16 protein-coding genes are annotated in these 17902 nt (G+C 68.3%); 6 read left to right on the forward strand and 10 right to left on the reverse strand.

Features of this window, described 5'->3' with window-relative positions; all coding sequences use genetic code 11:
* The first annotated feature begins 119 nt into the window (after positions 1-119).
* The 3 genes from secG (at position 120) to NVS83_RS13485 (ending at position 3136) form a co-directional block, all read left to right on the forward strand.
* Positions 120-515: a preprotein translocase subunit SecG gene (gene secG / locus NVS83_RS13475; RefSeq protein ID WP_258734249.1), complete on the forward strand. Its 396-nt coding sequence runs from the start codon at positions 120-122 to the stop codon at positions 513-515.
* 106 nt (positions 516-621) lie between these two features.
* Positions 622-2250, forward strand: coding sequence for a CTP synthase (gene pyrG / locus NVS83_RS13480; RefSeq protein WP_258739800.1), 1629 nt, complete (start codon positions 622-624; stop codon positions 2248-2250).
* A gap of 28 nt (positions 2251-2278) precedes the next feature.
* A complete protein-coding gene (locus NVS83_RS13485; RefSeq protein ID WP_258739801.1) occupies positions 2279-3136 on the forward strand; it encodes a VOC family protein in 858 nt (285 codons plus the stop codon).
* 96 nt (positions 3137-3232) lie between these two features.
* Here NVS83_RS13485 and NVS83_RS13490 read toward each other — a convergent pair whose 3' ends face one another.
* Positions 3233-5902: a glycosyltransferase gene (locus NVS83_RS13490; protein ID WP_374115063.1), complete on the reverse strand. Its 2670-nt coding sequence runs from the start codon at positions 5900-5902 to the stop codon at positions 3233-3235.
* A gap of 200 nt (positions 5903-6102) precedes the next feature.
* Positions 6103-6579: a hypothetical protein gene (locus NVS83_RS13495; protein WP_258734245.1), complete on the reverse strand. Its 477-nt coding sequence runs from the start codon at positions 6577-6579 to the stop codon at positions 6103-6105.
* A 257-nt stretch (positions 6580-6836) separates the two neighbouring features.
* Between NVS83_RS13495 and NVS83_RS13500 the strand changes: the two genes are divergently transcribed.
* Positions 6837-8459 carry a glycoside hydrolase family 17 protein gene (locus NVS83_RS13500; RefSeq protein ID WP_258739803.1) on the forward strand — a complete coding sequence of 541 codons (1623 nt, stop codon included), beginning with the start codon at positions 6837-6839 and terminating at the stop codon, positions 8457-8459.
* Here NVS83_RS13500 and NVS83_RS13505 read toward each other — a convergent pair.
* Positions 8419-8799 carry a hypothetical protein gene (locus tag NVS83_RS13505; protein ID WP_258734243.1) on the reverse strand — a complete coding sequence of 127 codons (381 nt, stop codon included), beginning with the start codon at positions 8797-8799 and terminating at the stop codon, positions 8419-8421. The two genes, NVS83_RS13500 and NVS83_RS13505, sit on opposite strands and share 41 nt — an antisense overlap.
* 121 nt (positions 8800-8920) lie before the next feature.
* On the opposite strand from NVS83_RS13505, the gene glmU reads away from it, so the two are divergent.
* On the forward strand, positions 8921-10270 hold the full coding sequence (glmU, locus tag NVS83_RS13510; RefSeq protein ID WP_258739804.1) for a bifunctional UDP-N-acetylglucosamine diphosphorylase/glucosamine-1-phosphate N-acetyltransferase GlmU: 1350 nt from the start codon (positions 8921-8923) through the stop codon (positions 10268-10270).
* A gap of 107 nt (positions 10271-10377) precedes the next feature.
* Positions 10378-12204, forward strand: coding sequence for a glutamine--fructose-6-phosphate transaminase (isomerizing) (glmS, locus tag NVS83_RS13515; RefSeq protein ID WP_258739805.1), 1827 nt, complete (start codon positions 10378-10380; stop codon positions 12202-12204).
* Positions 12205-12243: 39 nt separating this feature from the next.
* Here glmS and NVS83_RS13520 read toward each other — a convergent pair whose 3' ends face one another.
* The 7 genes from NVS83_RS13520 to NVS83_RS13550 form a co-directional block, all read right to left on the reverse strand.
* Positions 12244-12969 (reverse strand): amino acid ABC transporter ATP-binding protein, encoded by a 726-nt coding sequence (locus NVS83_RS13520; protein ID WP_258734240.1) that lies wholly within the window; start codon positions 12967-12969, stop codon positions 12244-12246.
* The gene (locus tag NVS83_RS13525; RefSeq protein WP_258739806.1) at positions 12947-13606 is read right to left on the reverse strand and encodes an amino acid ABC transporter permease; all 660 of its coding nucleotides are present in this window, start codon (positions 13604-13606) and stop codon (positions 12947-12949) included. Before NVS83_RS13525 ends, NVS83_RS13520 begins: the two co-directional genes overlap by 23 nt.
* A gap of 10 nt (positions 13607-13616) precedes the next feature.
* Positions 13617-14300, reverse strand: a complete 684-nt coding sequence (locus NVS83_RS13530) for an amino acid ABC transporter permease (protein WP_258734238.1) — start codon at positions 14298-14300, stop codon at positions 13617-13619.
* A gap of 78 nt (positions 14301-14378) precedes the next feature.
* Positions 14379-15167 (reverse strand): transporter substrate-binding domain-containing protein, encoded by a 789-nt coding sequence (locus NVS83_RS13535; RefSeq protein ID WP_374115071.1) that lies wholly within the window; start codon positions 15165-15167, stop codon positions 14379-14381.
* A gap of 18 nt (positions 15168-15185) precedes the next feature.
* Positions 15186-15971 carry a GntR family transcriptional regulator gene (locus tag NVS83_RS13540; RefSeq protein ID WP_258739808.1) on the reverse strand — a complete coding sequence of 262 codons (786 nt, stop codon included), beginning with the start codon at positions 15969-15971 and terminating at the stop codon, positions 15186-15188.
* Positions 15972-16087: 116 nt separating this feature from the next.
* The gene (locus NVS83_RS13545) at positions 16088-16402 is read right to left on the reverse strand and encodes a hypothetical protein (RefSeq protein WP_258739809.1); all 315 of its coding nucleotides are present in this window, start codon (positions 16400-16402) and stop codon (positions 16088-16090) included.
* 76 nt (positions 16403-16478) lie between these two features.
* A complete protein-coding gene (locus tag NVS83_RS13550; protein WP_258734234.1) occupies positions 16479-17831 on the reverse strand; it encodes an MFS transporter in 1353 nt (450 codons plus the stop codon).
* Positions 17832-17902: the final 71 nt, after the last annotated feature.

A 17902-nucleotide genomic window follows, 5' to 3' on the forward strand; every position in this document is an offset into this window, starting at 1 on the left:
GGGGCGTGCGCATGGCGCCGCGCCCGGGTGCTGGAAACGCCGGACGCAATCGTGTAGGAACGCGCCCGACATTTGCGGCGGGCCGGGCCGACCCGCCGCCTATTCCTTGAAGGCATAAGATGCAGACCGTAATCATCGTCATCCATCTCATGGTGGTGCTCGCCCTCATCGGCGTGGTGCTGATCCAGCGCTCCGAGGGCGGCGGGCTCGGCATCGGCGGTGGTGGCGGCGGAGGCGGCGGCTTCTTCAGCGCGCGCGGCACGGCCAACGTGCTGACCCGCGCGACCGCGATCCTCGCCGCGCTGTTCTTCATCACCAGCCTTTCGCTGACCATTCTGGCCGGCTGGGGTCGCGGGCCTTCGACCATCTTCAACACGCCCGCCGCCACCACGCCGGCAGGCACGCCTGCCTCGCCCAGCGCTCCCGCGCCGGGCGGCAGCGTGCTCGACCAGCTCAAGGGCGCGCAGCCCGCACCCACGGCGCCGGCCGCGCCGCAGGTTCCGCAGTCGCAGTGATCGCGCGCGGCTTACGAGCCGCGTCGAGCTTACCCACAGGCGAGAGTCCGCTCTGATCGCGCGGGCTCTCGTCGAATCGTTTTTTTGCAGTTAGAAACCGAATTCCATGGCGCGCTATATTTTCATCACCGGCGGCGTCGTGTCCTCGCTCGGCAAGGGCCTCGCTTCCGCCGCTCTCGGTGCATTGTTGCAGGCCCGTGGTTACAAGACCCGGCTGCGCAAACTCGACCCCTACCTCAACGTCGATCCGGGGACGATGAGCCCCTATCAGCACGGCGAGGTTTTCGTCACCGACGACGGGGCCGAGACCGATCTCGACCTCGGCCACTACGAGCGCTTCACCGGCCGTCCGGCGACCAAGCAGGACAACATAACGACCGGGCGCATCTATCAGGACATCCTCGCCAAGGAGCGGCGCGGCGACTATCTCGGCGCCACCATCCAGGTGATCCCGCACGTCACCAACGCCATCAAGGACTTCGTCCTGTCCGGCAACGAAGGCTACGACTTCGTGCTGGTGGAGATCGGCGGCACGGTGGGCGACATCGAGGCGATGCCGTTCCTGGAATCGATCCGCCAGATCGGCAACGAGCTGCCGCGCAAGCACTGCATCTATGTCCACCTGACGCTGCTGCCCTTCATCCCCTCCGCCGGGGAGCTGAAGACCAAGCCGACGCAGCACTCGGTGAAGGAGCTGCGCTCGATCGGCATCGCACCGGACATCCTGCTCTGCCGCACCGACCGCGAGATCCCGCGCGAGGAGCGCCGCAAGCTCGGCCTGTTCTGCAACGTGCGCGAAAGCGCGGTGATCGAGGCGCGCGACGCCGACAACATCTACGCCGTGCCGTCCGCCTATCACGAGGCGGGGCTGGATACCGAGGTGCTGGCCGCGTTCGGCATCGAGCCGGCGCCGGAGCCGGACCTGACGCGCTGGAAGCGGGTCGAGGCGGGCATCCGCAACCCGGAAGGGGCGGTGACCATCGCCATCGTCGGCAAGTACACCGGCATGAAGGACGCCTACAAATCGCTCATCGAGGCGCTGGCCCATGGCGGGCTCGCCAACAATGTGCGGGTCAATCTCGACTGGATCGAGAGCGAGATCTTCGAGCGCGAGGATCCCGCCCCGTTCCTCGAGCATGTGCACGGCATCCTGGTGCCGGGCGGGTTCGGCCAGCGCGGCGCCGAGGGCAAGATCCGCGCGGCGCAGTTCGCGCGCGAGCGGCAGGTGCCCTATCTCGGCATCTGCTTCGGCATGCAGATGGCGGTGATCGAGGCGACGCGGAACCTCGCCGGCGTCACGGGCGCCAACTCGACCGAGTTCGGCCCGACCACCGAGCCCGTGGTCGGCCTGCTCACCGAGTGGCTGCGCGGCAACGAGCTGGAAAAGCGCGGCATCGGCGGCGATCTCGGCGGCACGATGCGGCTCGGCGCCTATCCCGCCGCGCTTGCCGACGGCAGCCGGGTGGCGGAAATCTACGGCTCGACCAAGATTTCCGAGCGCCATCGCCACCGCTACGAGGTCAATCTCGGCTATCGTGAGCGGCTCGAGGCGTGCGGCATGCGGTTCTCCGGCATGTCGCCGGATGGGCTGCTGCCGGAGATCATCGAATATCCGGACCACCCGTGGTTCGTCGGCGTGCAGTTCCATCCGGAGCTGAAATCGCGTCCGTTCGAGCCGCATCCGCTGTTCGCCTCCTTCGTGGGCGCCGCCGCGGTGCAGAGCCGGCTGTTCTGACTTTCCCGTCTGGCCCCAGGAGGCGCCGTTGATTCGCGGTCTCGATCACGTCGTGCATGTGGTGCGAGACCTCGAAGCCGCGGGTGCGTTCTACGGCGCGCTCGGCTTCACGGTCGGCGCGCGGAACCGGCATCCGTGGGGCACCCACAACCGGCTGGTCCAGCTCCCCGGCTTCTTCGTCGAGATGCTGGAAATCGCCGAGCCCGCCGCCATTCCTCCGCACGGGGAGGGGCGCTTCTCCTTCGGCGCCTTCAACCGGGACTTCCTGGCCGAGGTCGGGCAGGGGCCGTCCATGCTGGTGCTGGAAGGCCGCGATCCGCTGGCGGAGAAGGAAGTGTTCGACCTTGCCGGCTTCGGCGGGTTCGAGATCTTCGACTTCGCCCGCCGGGGCACGCGGCCCGACGGGTCAGAGGTCGAGGTCGCCTTCTCGCTGACCTTCGCGCGCGATCCGGCCGCGCCCCGTGCGGGCTTCTTCACCTGCCTGCAGCGCTACCCGGAGAATTTCTGGGCGCCGGCGCTCCAGCGCCATGCGAACAGGGCGAGCGGCATTGCCGGCGTGGTGCTGACAGCGGCCGAGCCTGCCGCCCATGCCGCCTTCCTCTCAGCCTTCCTCGGCACCGATCCGCGCCGCGCCGTGGACGGCTGGTACGTGGCCCATACGCCGCGCGGCGACGTCGAGGTGATGAGCCCCGAACTCTATGCCGAGCGCTTCGGCGTGGCCGCGCCGGCCGACGCCACGCTCCGCCTCGCGGCGCTGCGCTTTGCCGTCGCCGATGCGGGGGCGGTCCGTGCATCCGCTTCGGCGGCGGAGCCGATGGAGGGCGTGACGGTGGTGGGGCCGGAGGAAGCGTTCGGCGCGGCGCTGGTGTTCGAGACCGTCTCCTAAGGACGGCTCAGCCGCGCGGGATCGACGAAACAAAAAGGCCCGGAACAGGTTCCGGGCCTTTTTTCATGTCGGTTGCCGGGGCGGCGCCGGAGGCGCTCAGGAGCGCACCTTCTCCGGGATCGGCGCCTCGCTCGCCCCGATGCGGCCCGGCAGCAGGGCACGCGCCCGCTCGCGCATGGCCAGCCAGGGCTCCACGGCGTTGAGCGACGAGCCTTCCAGCCAGCCGATCACGGCAGCGGAGAGGAAGGGCAGGCTCTGCACCGCCAGCGCGAAGGCGAACAGGTTCACCTCAACCACCGCGTGCCAGTTGGTCATGCGCAGGCCGATGGCCGAGAGCAGCAGCCCGCCGCCGATGATCGCCTCCGGCAGGGCCGGGAAGGCGCGGGCAGCGCCGGCGAGCCAGCTTCCCTTGGCCGTGCGGGCGAAGCCGAGGTCCTTGTAGCGGAAGCTGTCATAGACCGCCTTGGCGACGGTGAACTGCACCGCCATCGCCGCGAAGGCCGCGCCGAGCATGCGCACCGGCGTGGTGGCGACGCGCAGCCGGTACAGCGCGATGAAGTGCAGGATGTAGATGCCGAAGCAGAACAGGATCGGCATGGTGAGGATGCGCTGCGGCACAGCGATGCCGAGGCCGAGCACCACCGGCACCCAGAGCAGGCTGAGGATCGCCACCAGCGCGCCGATGCTCTCCGAGCCGAGCCAGCTCACCCAGCCGATAGCGAATTCGCGGCGCTGGGCGGAGGTGAGGCGCGTGCCGGCGTTCGGCAGCATGCGGCGCCAGTGCTTCTTGACGATCTGCATGCCGCCATAGGCCCAGCGGTGGCGCTGCTTCTTGAACGAGGCGAAGTCGTCCGGCAGCAGGCCCCAGCCATAGCGGGTGTTGGTGTAGAGGCTCTTCCAGCCGCGCTCGACGATCGACAGGCCGAGGTCGGTGTCCTCGCAGATCGTGTCGCTCGACCAGTCGCCGGCCTCCATCATGGCGGCGCGGCGCATCAGGCACATGGTGCCGTGCACGACGATGGCGTCGTGCTCGTTGCGCTGGACCATGCCGATGTCGAAGAAGCCGGCATATTCGGTGTTCATCGCCTCGTGCATGAGGCTGCGATGGGCGTCGCGGTGGTCCTGCGGCGCCTGCACGATGCCGACCGTGGGGTCCTCGAAGGCCGGCACCAGGTCGCGCAGCCAGTTCGGGTCGACCACGTAGTCGGCGTCGATCACGCCGATGATCTCGGCGTCGGCCGCGGTCTGCTGCATGCCGACGCGCAGCGCGCCCGCCTTGAAGCCCGCGACCTTGGGCAGGTTGACGAACTTGAAGCGCTCGCCGAGCTCGCGGCAATAGGCCTCGATCGGCTCCCAGAAGGCCGGGTCCGGCGTGTTGTTGATGATGACCAGGCACTCGAAGTTGGGCCAGTTCAGCCGCGCGATGCCGTCCAGCGTCTGCTTCAGCATCTCCGGCGGTTCCTTGTAGGCCGGGATGTGGATCGAGACCTTGGGCGCGCGCGGGGGGGCGCCGGGCGCACGGGCGGGCAGGGCGGCGTGCGCCGGGCGCAGCAGCCGGCGCGGGGCGCGGCCGAAGGCGATGGTGGCAAGCTCCTCCACCCGGTGGAGCATGACGATCACCAGCGGTACCAGCAGCAGCAGGCTGATGACGAAGGTCACCTTGTTGCCGCCGACCACGTAATGGGTCAGCCAGTGGTCGGCCACGGTGGCGAGCCATGCGCCGACGAGATTGCCGGCCCCGACCATCACCAGCGCCTGCGTCAGGGTGAGGCGGGCGAAGCGGAAGACGGGTATCGAGAAGGCGATGCCCAGCAGCAACGCGATGGCGGCCGTAGCACCGTAGGTCGACGGGGCGACCGGGCCGGCGAGCGGGAATTTCAGCTCGCGATTGGCGTCGAGAATGCCCCAGTACTGGCCGACGCTGCCCTCGAAGCTCTTCCACGGCGCGTCGAACGCCTCGATGAGGTTGTACTCGATGCCGAGCGCGTCGGCGCGCGAGGCGAAGGTGCGGATGACCTTCGCCTGCTCCAGCTCGCCGGGCATCGCCGCGTCGCGATTGTAGCCCGCGCTCGGCCAGCCGAACTCGGCGATGACGATGCGCTTGCCGGGATAAGCGGCGCGCAGGCGCTCATAGATGTTGATCGCCCGGTCGACCACCTGGTCGGCGGGCACGCCCTCCCAGTAGGGCAGGATATGGGCGGCGATGAAGTCGACCGCCGAGACCAGCTCGGGATGGTCGAGCCAGACGTCCCACGTCTCGCCGGTGGTCACCGGGACGTTGGTCTGGCTCTTCACCTTGCGGATGATGTCGATGAGCTCGTCGGGCGTCTTTTCCGCGCGCAGGATCGACTCGTTGCCGACCACGATGGCGTTGACGTTCGAGTTCTTGCGGGCCGCCTCGAGAGCGTTGTCGATCTCGAGCTTGTTGCGCTTCTCGTCCTTGTCGATCCACGCGCCGACCGTGACCTTCAGCCCGTCCTCGGCGGCGAGCCGGGCGACGTGCTCGAGCCCGCCGGTCGAGGCGTAGGTGCGCACCGCCTTCGTATAGGGGGCGACGGCGTCGAGGTCGGAGCGGATCTGCGCATCCGTCGTGGCCTGGCCCTTATCGGGATTGGCGTCCCGCCCATAGGGCGCGAACGACATGCTGGCAAAGCGATCGGGAATGGCGGGGGCTGTCACCTCCTCCCGCATCGCCAGCCAGATAAAGGCATGCACGGACGTGACTACCGCAACTGCAGCGGCAGCGACACGAACAGCGGGACGCATGAGCACAACCCACAAATACGAGTGAGGTAACGGGTGATGTATAGTCCAAATTTAACGCAGTTGCAGCACGAACTTGCAGAGGTCACCAACGGCATGGGGGTGCCGCCGGACGAGACACCTGCACGTCCGTAACGTCTTGAAGCGGATATTTGTTCCGGTCTGTGGCGCAGACATGTCGCGGCGTGGGCCGCGACATGATTTCATTGCGCTGCGGGAGCGGCAGGCGCGGGGGGCGGAGGAGCCGGCGCGTCGGGGTTCACCCAGCACGCATGCGCGCGTTCCGACAGGCGCTCGGGCGACTTGGAGTCGATGTTGCCCTGCCGAACCAGGCAGCGGAACGCGATCTTCAGATGTTCCGTCGGGCAGCCGAAGCGCTCGTACAGGTCCATGTGGCGGCGGGCGGTGTCGATGTCGTCCCGCCACAGCAGCATGGTGATGCGCCGCCCGCTCCACACGCATTCGGGCAGGCCGGCATTGCCGGGAAGCTTTGCCGCCTCCGCATATTCCTCGATGGAGCGGCGCTGCGCCTCCTCCTTCGCCTGTTCCTCGGGCGACTTCTGCTCGGCCTGCTTGGGCTCCGAGGAGGAGCCTTGCGCATGGCCGATGGCGGCCGGCGCGGCTGCAAGGACGAGGCCGCCGAGTGCGACGACGGCGAAGGTACGGAGCGGGCTCAACATGATTGGAAACGTCACGCGCGAGGGGTAAGGCAAAGGGTGAAGCTCTTGCTGGGACAGACTAGGTGAAGCCCCTGAATTTGTCAGCATGACGGCGCGCTTCGGCGCACGCTTCCCGGGGCACCGCCACCGCCCATTTCGTCGCAGCTTCTCACTGATGACGTTATCTGCCCCTCATTTTGGTCGACTAGCACTTTGCACTGCGGCATGTGACAACATGGCCGCCCGACAGGGCGCCGCTGTTCCCGGAGAGTTCCCGTATGCGTCTTCCCCTTGCGCTCGCCGCTGCCGTCTGTGCGGTGATCGTGGCTGTGTGGGCCTGGCTCGGCCATCCGGTGCCGGCGCCGCCGTCTCCGCTTTCGGCCGGCGAGAAGCTGCCCTGCGTCTCCTACGCGCCGTTCCGTCCCGGCCAGTCGCCCTTCAGCGAGGGGCTGGTGGTGCCGGCCGAGCAGATTGACGACGATTTCGCCCGCCTGTCCAAGATCACCCAGTGCGTGCGCACCTATTCGACCGAGATGGGGCTCCACGTTGTGCCCGAGCTCGCCCGCAAGCATGGCATGACCGTGCTTCAGGGCATCTGGCTCGGCCGCGACCCGAAGAAGAACCAGGTCGAGATCGACGCCGGCATCAAGGCGGCGCAGGAGAATCCGGACGTTGTTAAAGCTGTGGTCGTGGGCAACGAGGTGCTGCTGCGCGGTGAGCTCTCGGCGACGGATCTGGCCGGCATCATCCGCGAGGTGCGCGAGAAGGTGCCCCCCGAGGTCAAGGTGACCTATGCCGACGTCTGGGAGTTCTGGGAGCGCAACCGCGAGCTCTCCAACGCCGTCGACTTCGTCACCGTGCACATCCTGCCGTTCTGGGAGGACATTCCGGTTGCGGCCGACAAGGCGGTGAAGCACATCGCCGACATACGCGAGCATGTCGGCGAGGTCTTTCCGGGCAAGGACATACTGATCGGTGAGACCGGCTGGCCGAGCGCGGGCCGCATGCGCGAGGGCGCGCTGCCTTCGCCCTCGAACCAGGCCAACGTGGTCCAGCAGCTTCTCGCCCTCGCCAAGGAGCGCGGCTACCGGGTCAACGTCATCGAGGCGTTCGACCAGCCGTGGAAGCGCGCCTCGGAAGGCACGGTGGGCGGCCATTGGGGCTTCCTCGACGCCTACACGCGCGACTTCAAGTTCACCTGGGGCCAGCCGGTCTCCGATCATCCGCACTGGATCGGCCAGTCCGCCGTCGGTGTCGCCTTCGCGGCGCTGATCTTTGCGGTGGCGGGCATGGCGCATCGCTGGGCGGGCGAGGGGCGCATGCGCAGCCGGCGCTGGTGGATGGTGGCGGGCATCGCGCTGTTCGCGGGCCTGATGTACGGCCGGCTGATCGCGACCATTCCGGTCGAGAGCCTCGACTGGGGCGGTTGGACGCGCGGCATCGCCCTGCTGGTGCTGGCGGCGATCGTGCCGCTGAGCTGCGCCCTGGCCATCGGCGCGCAGGCGCGGCTGGTGACGGTCTCGCTGGCGCTCAACCCGGCCATGGCGCCGGAGAGCACCGGGCTAGAGAAATGGCTCGCCTGGCTGCTCGTCGCCTCCATCGTGCTAGCGGTGCAGATCGCCTTCGGCCTGGTCTTCAACCCCCGCTACAAGGATTTCCAGTTCGCCGGGCTGACGCCGATCATCATGGCGTTCTTCTGCTATGCGCGGGTGGTGCCCAAGCTGCGCGGCGGCGAGAGGCGGCTGGCGGAGCGCATGGCGGCGGCCGTCTTCCTCGGCAGCGGCATCTACATCGCCTTCAACGAGGGCTTCGCCAACTGGCAGGCGCTGTGGACCGGCGCGCTGCTGATCGTCTTCGCGCTCACCCTTTCACGCGTCGCCAGGGCCGGGCCAAGGAGATGAGCAGCAGGCCGGCGGCGAGCGAGGCGAGGTTGTTGTTGTAGAGCACCACGCCTGCCGCCGACGCCATGACGCCGATGATGAACACGGCCACGCTCGGGCGGATGAACTGGATGATCGCGGCGACGATCGCGGTGATTCCGAACACGGAATAGCCGAACATCTCGATCACCAGGCTGCGCGCCTGGCAGGTGCTCGTCTCCACGCCGATGCAGGCGAGGCCGACGGCGGACTGCTCCACCAGCGCGTAGCGCATGTAGATCGCCCAGCCCAGCGCGAAGCCGCCGAGCAGGATGATGAGCTGGGTCGTCTTGGACCCGGGATGAAAGCTGCGTCGTGCCAAGGCGGTGGTCCTTCTCGCTCGCTTCTGCATGGCACGGCGTGCCGCAGCGATCAACGCGTGCTTTCGGGGAACGGTTGCCTGCGCTAAACAGCGGCGCTCAATTTCGGGGAGAGACAACACGATGCGCAGCCTTCTGGTGATCGTTCTCGCGGCAGGCGAGGGGACGCGGATGCGCTCGGACCGGCCCAAGGTGCTGCATGCGCTGGCCGGCCGCACCATGCTTTCCCACGTGCTCGACACGGCGATGCAGGCGGGCGCCGCGCATCTCGCCGTGGTGGTCGGCCCCGGCCACGACGCCGTCGCCGCCGAGGCGCGCCGTACGGCGCCGGAGGCGGAAGTGTTCGTGCAGGCCGAGCGTCGCGGCACGGCCGACGCGGTGCTGGCGGCGCGGGCAGCGATCGAGCGCGGCTTCGACGACGTGGTGGTGATGTATGGCGACACGCCGCTGGTGCGTCCGGCGACGCTGACCGGGCTGCGTACACCGCTGGCGGACGGGGCCGGGGTCGCGGTGCTCGGCTTCCGCCCGGCGGACCCGACCGGCTACGGGCGCCTGTTGACCAGCGGGGGCGAGCTGTTCGCCATTCGCGAGGAGGAGGACGCGACCGCCGAGGAGAAGGCGATCGGGCTGTGCAATGCGGGACTGATGGCGTTCGACGGGCGGCTGGCGCTCGACCTGTTCGGGCGCATCGGCAATGCCAACGCCAAGGGCGAATTCTACCTCACCGACGCGGTCGAGATCGCCCGCACGCTCGGCCGGCGCGCCGGCTTCCACGAGGCAGCGGTGGCCGAGGTGGCGGGCGTCAACAGCCGCTTGCAGCTCGCGGCGGCCGAGGCGCTGATGCAGACCCGCCTGCGCCGGGCCGCGCTCGGCGGCGGGGCGACGCTGGTGGCGCCGGAGACGGTGTTCTTTTCCTACGACACCAAGGTCGGGCGCGACGTGGTGATCGAGCCGCATGTGGTGTTCGGCCTCAATGTGCGGGTCGAGGATGGGGCGACCGTGCGCTCCTTCACCCATATGGAGGGCGCGCGCATCGGGCCGGGGGCCATCGTCGGCCCGTTCGCGCGGCTGCGCCCGGGTGCGGACCTCGGCAAGGACGTGCATGTCGGCAATTTCGTGGAGATCAAGGCCTCCGAGCTTTCGGCCGGGGTCAAGGTCAACCATTTGTCCTATGTCGGCGACACCAGCGTCGGCGAGCGGACCAATGTCGGGGCGGGTACCATCACCTGCAATTACGACGGCTTCCGCAAGCACCGCACGGTGATCGGCGCCGACAGCTTCATCGGCACCAATACGCTGCTGGTCGCGCCGGTCTCGGTCGGCGAGCGCGCCTATATCGGCACCGGATCGGTCATCACCGACGACGTGCCGCCCGACGCGCTGGCCATCGCCCGGGCGCGGCAGGTCAACAAGCCGGGCCTCGCGGCGCGGCTGCGCGAGCGGCTTTCCGCCGGCCTACTCCCGAAGAAGTAGGCGGCCGGACGCGAAAGGAAGCGACATCCGAATTGATTTCGGTATTGCGGTGACGGCCGGTTAAACGCTGAATCGTACATTGTGCGGCGCACGGAGATCGGCCTGTCATGTGTGGAATCATCGGCATCGTCGGGGTGGCCCCTGTAGCGGACCGTCTGGTCGAATCGCTCAGGCGGCTCGAATACCGCGGCTACGATTCGGCGGGCATCGCCACGCTGGAAGAGGGGCGGCTGGTGCGCCGGCGCGCCGAGGGCAAGCTGCGCAATCTCGAGGCGACGCTGCGCGAGGCGCCGATGGCCGGCCGGATCGGCATCGGCCATACTCGCTGGGCGACCCATGGCCGGCCGAGCGTCTCCAACGCCCATCCCCACGCAACGACGCAGGTGGCGGTGGTGCACAACGGCATCATCGAGAATTTCCGCGAGCTGCGCGACGAGCTCCTCGAGGACGGCGCCAATTTCGAGAGCGAGACCGACACCGAGGTGGTGGCGCATCTGGTCTCGCGCGAGCTGCGCGGCGGGCGCAGCCCGCAGGACGCGGTGGCGGCCGCGCTGCCCCAGCTCAAGGGCGCCTTCGCGCTCGCCTTCCTGTTCGACGGCGAAGACAACCTGATGATCGGCGCCCGCAAGGGCAGCCCGCTCGCGGTCGGCTACGGCCAGGGCGAGATGTATCTCGGCTCCGACGCCATCGCGCTCGCGCCCTTCACCGACACCATCGCCTATCTCGACGACGGCGACTGGGCGGTGCTGACCCGCGACGGCGCGGTGATCCGCAACGCCGCCAATGAGGAGGTCACCCGTCCGGCGCAGAAGACCACGGCTTCCGCCTTCCTGGTCGAGAAGGGCAATTTCCGCCACTTCATGGCCAAGGAGATGCACGAGCAGCCCGAGGTGGTCGCCCACACGCTGGCCCATTACATCGACATGGCCAACGAGACGGTGCAGCTTCCCGCCGACCTGCCGTTCGACTTCGCCCGGCTGGAGCGCGTCTCCATCGCCGCCTGCGGCACCGCCTATTACGCCGGCATCATCGCCAAGTACTGGTTCGAGCGCTATGCGCGCCTTCCGGTGGAGATCGATGTCGCCTCCGAATTCCGCTACCGCGAGGCGCCGCTGCCCGAGAACGGGCTGATGGTGGTGATCTCGCAGTCCGGCGAGACCGCCGACACGCTGGCCTCGCTGCGCTATGCCCGCGCCGAGGGCCAGCACGTGATGGCGGTGGTCAACGTGCCGACCTCCACCATCGCGCGCGAGGCGGACGTGGTGATGCCGACGCTGGCCGGCCCGGAGATCGGCGTCGCCTCGACCAAGGCCTTCACCTGCCAGCTCGCGACGCTGGCGGCGGTCGCGGTGGCGGCCGGGCGCGCGCGCGGCGTGCTCTCGGCCGAGGACGAGCGGGCGCTGGTCCATGCGCTGGTCGAGGTTCCCCGCCTGATGAACGAGGCGCTGAAGCTCGGCCCCGAGACCGAGGCGCTCTCGCGCAGCTTCTCCCGCGTGCGCGACGTGCTCTATCTCGGGCGCGGCACCTCCTATCCGCTGGCGCTGGAAGGTGCGCTGAAGCTGAAGGAGATTTCCTACATCCACGCCGAGGGCTACGCCGCCGGCGAGCTCAAGCACGGCCCGATCGCGCTGATCGACGAGAACATGCCGGTGGTGGTCATCGCCCCGCATGACAGCGTGTTCGACAAGACCATGTCGAACATGCAGGAGGTGGCCGCGCGCGGCGGGCGCATCGTGCTGATCACCGATCAGACCGGCGCCGAGCAGGCCTCGCTCGAAACCGAGGCGACGCTGGTGCTGCCGGACATGGACCCGGCCATCGCGCCGCTGGTCTATGCGATCCCGGTGCAGCTCCTCGCCTATCACACCGCTGTGCAGATGGGCACGGACGTCGACCAGCCGCGCAACCTCGCCAAGTCGGTCACGGTGGAATAGCGCGCGGGGGCGGGACGGCCGGCAAGCGCCGGCCGCTCGTCACAGCATGCCGAGGAACTGCTTCAGCTCCGGGGTCCGCGGTTCGGCGAACACCTCGCCGGGCGGGCCGATCTCGTGCACCCGGCCTTGATGCATGAAGACGACGCGCGAGCACACGTCGCGCGCGAAGCGCATCTCGTGCGTCACCATCAGCAGCGTCATGCCTTCCGAGGCGAGTTCCTTCACCACGGCGAGCACCTCGTTGACCAGCTCGGGGTCGAGCGCCGAGGTGATCTCGTCGCACAGCAGCGCGATCGGCTGCATGGCGAGCGCGCGGGCGATGGCGACGCGCTGCTGCTGGCCGCCGGAGAGCTCGTCGGGATAGGCGTCGAACTTGTGGCCGAGCCCGACCCGCTCCAGCATCTTCTTCGCCATGGCCTCGGCCTCGCCGCGCGGCGTCTTCTTCACCACCATCTGCGAGAGCATGACGTTGCGCCCCGCCGTGAGGTGCGGGAACAGGTTGAACTGCTGGAAGATCATCCCGACCTTGAGCCGCAGCGCCTTGAGATGGATCTCGTCCGGCAAGAGCTGCGCGCCGGCGACGGAGATGGAGCCGTCGTCGATCGTCTCCAGCCCGTTGATGCAGCGCAACAGCGTGGACTTGCCCGAGCCGGACTTGCCGATGATGGCGATCACCTCGCCCGGCTCGACGTCGATGTTGATGCCCTTGAGCACTTCGTTGTCGCCGAAGCGCTTCTTCACTTCAGTGATTTCGATGAGCGACATTGAGCTTCCTCTCGAGGATCTGGCTCGACTTGGACAGGGGCCAGCACAGGCAGAAATAGATGAGGGCGACGATGCCGTAGACCTTGAAGGGCTCGAAGGTCGCGTTGGTGACGATGGTGCCGGCCTTGGACAGCTCCACGAAGCCGATGATCGAGGTCAGCGCGGTGCCCTTCACCACCTGCACCGAGAAGCCGACGGTGGGCGGCACGGCGATGCGCAGCGCCTGCGGCAGGATCACGTAGCGCATCTGCTGCACGTACCCCATGCCGAGGCTGGAGGAGGCCTCCCACTGGCCGCGGGCGATGGCCTCCACGCAGCCGCGCCAGATCTCGGTGAGGAAGGCGGCGCTCCACAGGATCAGCGCCACCCCCGCCGCCAGCCAGGCCGGCACGTCGATGCCGAACAGGCCGAGCCCGAAGAAGGCGAGGAAGAGCTGCATCAGCAGCGGCGTGCCCTGGAAGATCTCGACATAGGCCTTCACGAAGGCGGGGCCGGCGCGGCCCTTGCCGATGCGCATGAACAGCAGCAGCGCGCCGACCATGGCGCCGCCGACGAAGGAGACGACGGAGAGCACGACCGTCCAGCGCGCCGCGAGCAGCAGGTTGCGCAGGACGTCCCAGGTGGTGAAATCGCTCATGACGGCCTCCTCACCGCGCCCGCGACGCGGCGCCGCGCCGGGGGAAGATGGTCCAGCCGACACCGCGCAGGAGCTGGCGCAGCAGCACCGCCAGCGCGAGGTAGATCAGCGTGGTGACGAAATAGGCCTCGAAGGCGCGGAAGGTGCGCGACTGGATGAAGTTCGCCGCGAAGGTCAGGTCCTCGGCCGCGATCTGCGACACCGCCGCCGAGCCCAGCATGACGATGACGATCTGCGAGGAGAGGGCGGGCCATATGCGCTGCAAGGCGGGAATGAGGATGACGTGCCAGAAGGTCTGGATCCGGCTCATGCCGAGGCTCGCCCCGGCCTCGAACTGGCCCTTCGGCGTCGCCTGGATGCCGGCACGGATGATCTCGCAGCCATAGGCGCCGAGATTGATGACCATGGCGAGATTGGCCGCCTCCAGCTCGTTCATCCGGATGCCGAGCGCGGGCAGGCCGAAGAAGATGAAGAAGAGCTGGATCAGGAACGGCGTGTTGCGGATCATCTCGACATAGGCGGTCACGATCGGGCGCAACCAGCCCGGGCCGAGCGCCCGCGCCCAGGCGCAGGCGACGCCGAGCGAGACGCCGAGCACGCCGCCGACGAGCGTCAGCTCGACGGTGATGCCGATTCCCTTGAGCAGGACCGGCCAGTATTCGAGCAGCCAGCCGAAATCGAACGTGTAGTGCATGCCGGGAACTCCCGCTTGGACGCGCCGCGTGAGGGGCCGGGCCGCCGGCGGCCGCGCGGGCCGCCGGGGCAGGAGGGATCAGAGGTCGGCGGGAAGCTTGGCGCCGAGCCACTTCTCGGAGATGGCGTCGAGCGAGCCGTCCTTCTTGGCGGCGGCGATGATCTCGTTGACCTTGGCCAGCAGGGCCGGCTCGTCCTTGTTGAGGCCGATGTAGCAGGGCGAGTTCTTGATCAGGAACTTGATCTCCGGCTTCTTCGGCGGGTTCTTGGCGATGATCGCCGCCGCCACCACGTTGCCGGTGGCGACGAGGTCGACCTGGCCGGAGAGGAAGGCGGAGATGGTGCCGTTATTGTCCTCGTAGCGCTTGATGGTCACGTCCGAGGGGGCGATCTTGGTCAGCTCCAGGTCCTCGATCGCGCCGCGCGTGACGCCGACGGTCTTGCCCGAAAGGTCCTTGGCGTCCTTCACCGCGACGTCGGCGGGGCCGAATACGCCGTTGAAGAACGGGGCGTAAGCCTCGGAGAAGTCGATCACCTTGGCGCGCTCGGCGTTCTTGCCGAGCGAGGAGATGACGAGGTCGACCTTGTTGGTCTGCAGGTAGGGAATGCGGTTGGCGCTGGTCACCGGCACCAGCTCCAGCTTCACGCCGAGCTTCTCGGCGATGAGCTTGGCCATGTCGACATCGTAACCCTGCGGCTGCATGTCGGAGCCGACGGTGCCGAAGGGCGGAAAGTCCTGCGGCACGGCGATGCGGACCACCTTGTCCTTCTCGATGGTGGCGAGGGCGTCGGCGCTCGCGGGCAGCGGCGCCTGAGTGGCGACCACGGTTCCGGCGAGGAGGGCGAGCAGCCCCCGGCGGTTGAACACAGTGCTCAGCTTCATGTCTCAGTCCTCTTTTCGTGACGAATGGCGATGGGCACGCGGTGCCGCCGGCCGGCGCCCGGAAGGGGCCCGGGCCAACGGCGGATTGGGTGAGGGGATCGAGGGCGGGGCGCCCGCGAAGGTGCTCGGGGTGAGAAGCTCGCGCAGGCCCGCCAGCGGGTCCGGCTTGGCGGTGAGGTCCAGCCCCGCCTCGACCTTGGCGATGTGCTCGTCCATCAGTCGGGCGGCGGTCTCGATGTCGCCGGTCTCGAGCGCGGCGACGATGTCGCCATGGTCGTGGCTCGATTCCTCCGCCTTCTCGGTCGGCTGGTAGAGCATCGAGATCAGCGTGGTGCGGGCCGTGAGGTCGCGGATGATCTCGGTGAGCAGGCGATTGCCCAATGCGTCGGCGAGATGAATGTGGAAATCGCCCAGAAGACAGGCACGCGACTGGACGTCACCGGCATCGATCGCCTCGCGCTCGAAGGCGACGTGCTCCTTGAGGCTGCGCACCACCTCCGGCGGCACGCGCCGTAGCGTCTGCAGCAGGCCGGTCTCGATCACCCGCCGGGTCTGGAACGCCTCGCGCGCCTCCTCGGCGGAGGGCTCGATCACGAACCAGCCCCGCCGGGCGCTAACCTGAACGATTCCGCGGGTTTCCAGCCGCATCATCGCCTCGCGCACGCGGGTGCGCGACACGCCGAACAGGTCGGCGAGCTTCTGCTCGCCGAGCCGCGTGCCGGGATTGATGCGGCCGGCGAGGATCGCCGAGAGGATGGCCTCTTCGATATTGGCGGTGGACGGGTTCATCACGCTTGCTCACAAACTTGTATACAAGTGTTGTAAGCAACCGTTGTGCCAGTTCCGACCGTCCGCATGGGATCGAGCCGGCTTCCGTCGGGAAATCGAGGCTCAGGGGAGGCGGTTCAGGAGCCTGTGGGGATGAACAGGCAGATGGTCGAGGCGTTCGGCTCGCCGCCGAACGAGCAGCGGTGATAGTGCCCGTCGCCGGACGGGTGGACCTTGCTGGAGCTGTAGGGGATGGTCTCGCGGGTGGCGCGGATGAAATAGCCGTTCCGGCGCGCCTCGAAGTCGCGGCTGTCGATCGGGTAGCAGTCGATTCCCGAGCAGCACACCGGCGGGTAGGGCCAGCCGGACGGAGCGTCGTGCCCGCGCGCGGGCAGGGTGGGCAGGCCCACGCACATGGCGAGCCCGACGCCGGCAGCAAGCTTCGGCCGCATCGTGACGCCCTCCCCGGTAGGGAAGAACGCGGCCGGGGGAGATTGGTTCACCCCGGCCATTTCCGATGAGCGTAGCCTAGGCCTCGATGTCGATGTCGCGGGTCTCGCTGCCGAGGAGCAGCGCGATCAGCGTCAGCAGCGCCATGGAGGAGAGATAGACGCCGACCCAGAACGGGCTGCCGCCGCCCCAGCTCCACAGCGCCACCGCGATGAAGGGCGCGACCGCCGCGCCGAGGATCGAGGAGACGTTGTAGGCGATGCCCGAGCCGGTGTAGCGCACATTGGCCGGGAACAGCTCCGGCAGCAGTGCGCCCATCGGGCCGAAGGTCATGCCCATCAGGCTGAAGCCCAGCACCAGCCAGACCATCACGCCGAACGGGCCCATCGCCAGCATCGGCACCCAGAGCAGGCCGAAGGCGAGGATGGCGAGCGTCACCACGATCAGCGTGCCCCGGCGGCCCCAGCGGTCGGCCCAGGGGCCCGACACCATGGTGAAGATGCCGAAGAAGACGACGCCGATGATCATCATCATCACGAAGGTGGTGTAGTCGTAGCCGAGACCGGGCAGCTTCGCGTCGACCGCCGCGCGCCCGTAGCTGAGCGAGAAGGTGGTCATCAGGTAGAACAGCACATAGGTCGCGAGCATGTAGAAGGTGCCGAGCACCACGGCGCGGAAGTGCTCGCGGAACACGGCGGACAGCGGCACCGCGTGCACCTTGCCCGCCTTCACGGTCTTCTCGAAGGCCGAGCTCTCGACCAGGTTCAGCCGCACCCACAGGCCGACCACCACCATCACGATCGAGAACAGGAAGGGGATGCGCCAGCCCCAGCTCAGGAAGGCGTCGGACGGGCGCGAGGGATCCTCGGAAGGCATGATCGCGGCGATGGTCAGGAACAGGCCGTTGGCGAGGATGAAGCCGATCGGCGCGCCGAGCTGGGGGAAGGTGCCGTAGACGGCGCGCTTGCCGGGCGGGGCGTTCTCGGTCGCGACCAGCGCCGCGCCGCTCCACTCGCCGCCGAGCGCGAAGCCCTGCGCGAGGCGCATCAGCACCAGCAGCGCCGGCGCCAGCCACCCGACGCTGGGATAGGTCGGCAGCGCGCCGATGAGGAAGGTGGCGAGGCCCATGGTGAGCAGTGCGCCGACCAGCGTCACCTTGCGCCCGCGCCTGTCGCCGAGATGGCCGAAGAACACCGCCCCGAGCGGGCGCGCCACCATGGCGGCGCCGAACACGGCGAAGGAGGCGAGCAGCGCCGTGGTCTCGTTGCCGGCCGGAAAGAACAGATGTGGGAACACCAGCACGGCCGCGGTCGCGTAGACGTAGAAGTCATAGAATTCGATCGTGGTGCCGATCAGGCTGGCAAGGATGACGCGCGAGCGCGGATTGGCGACGGCGGCGCCGGCAGGCCCGGCGGCAAGAGTGGACGACATGGGACGGATGCTCCGATGGTCGCCTCGCGCGACAGGGGCGTGGGCGACCGATTATTTCTCAGGTCGCCCTT

The sequence above is a fragment of the Ancylobacter mangrovi genome (assembly GCF_024752335.1).
Classification (GTDB): Bacteria; Pseudomonadota; Alphaproteobacteria; order Rhizobiales; family Xanthobacteraceae; genus Ancylobacter; species Ancylobacter mangrovi.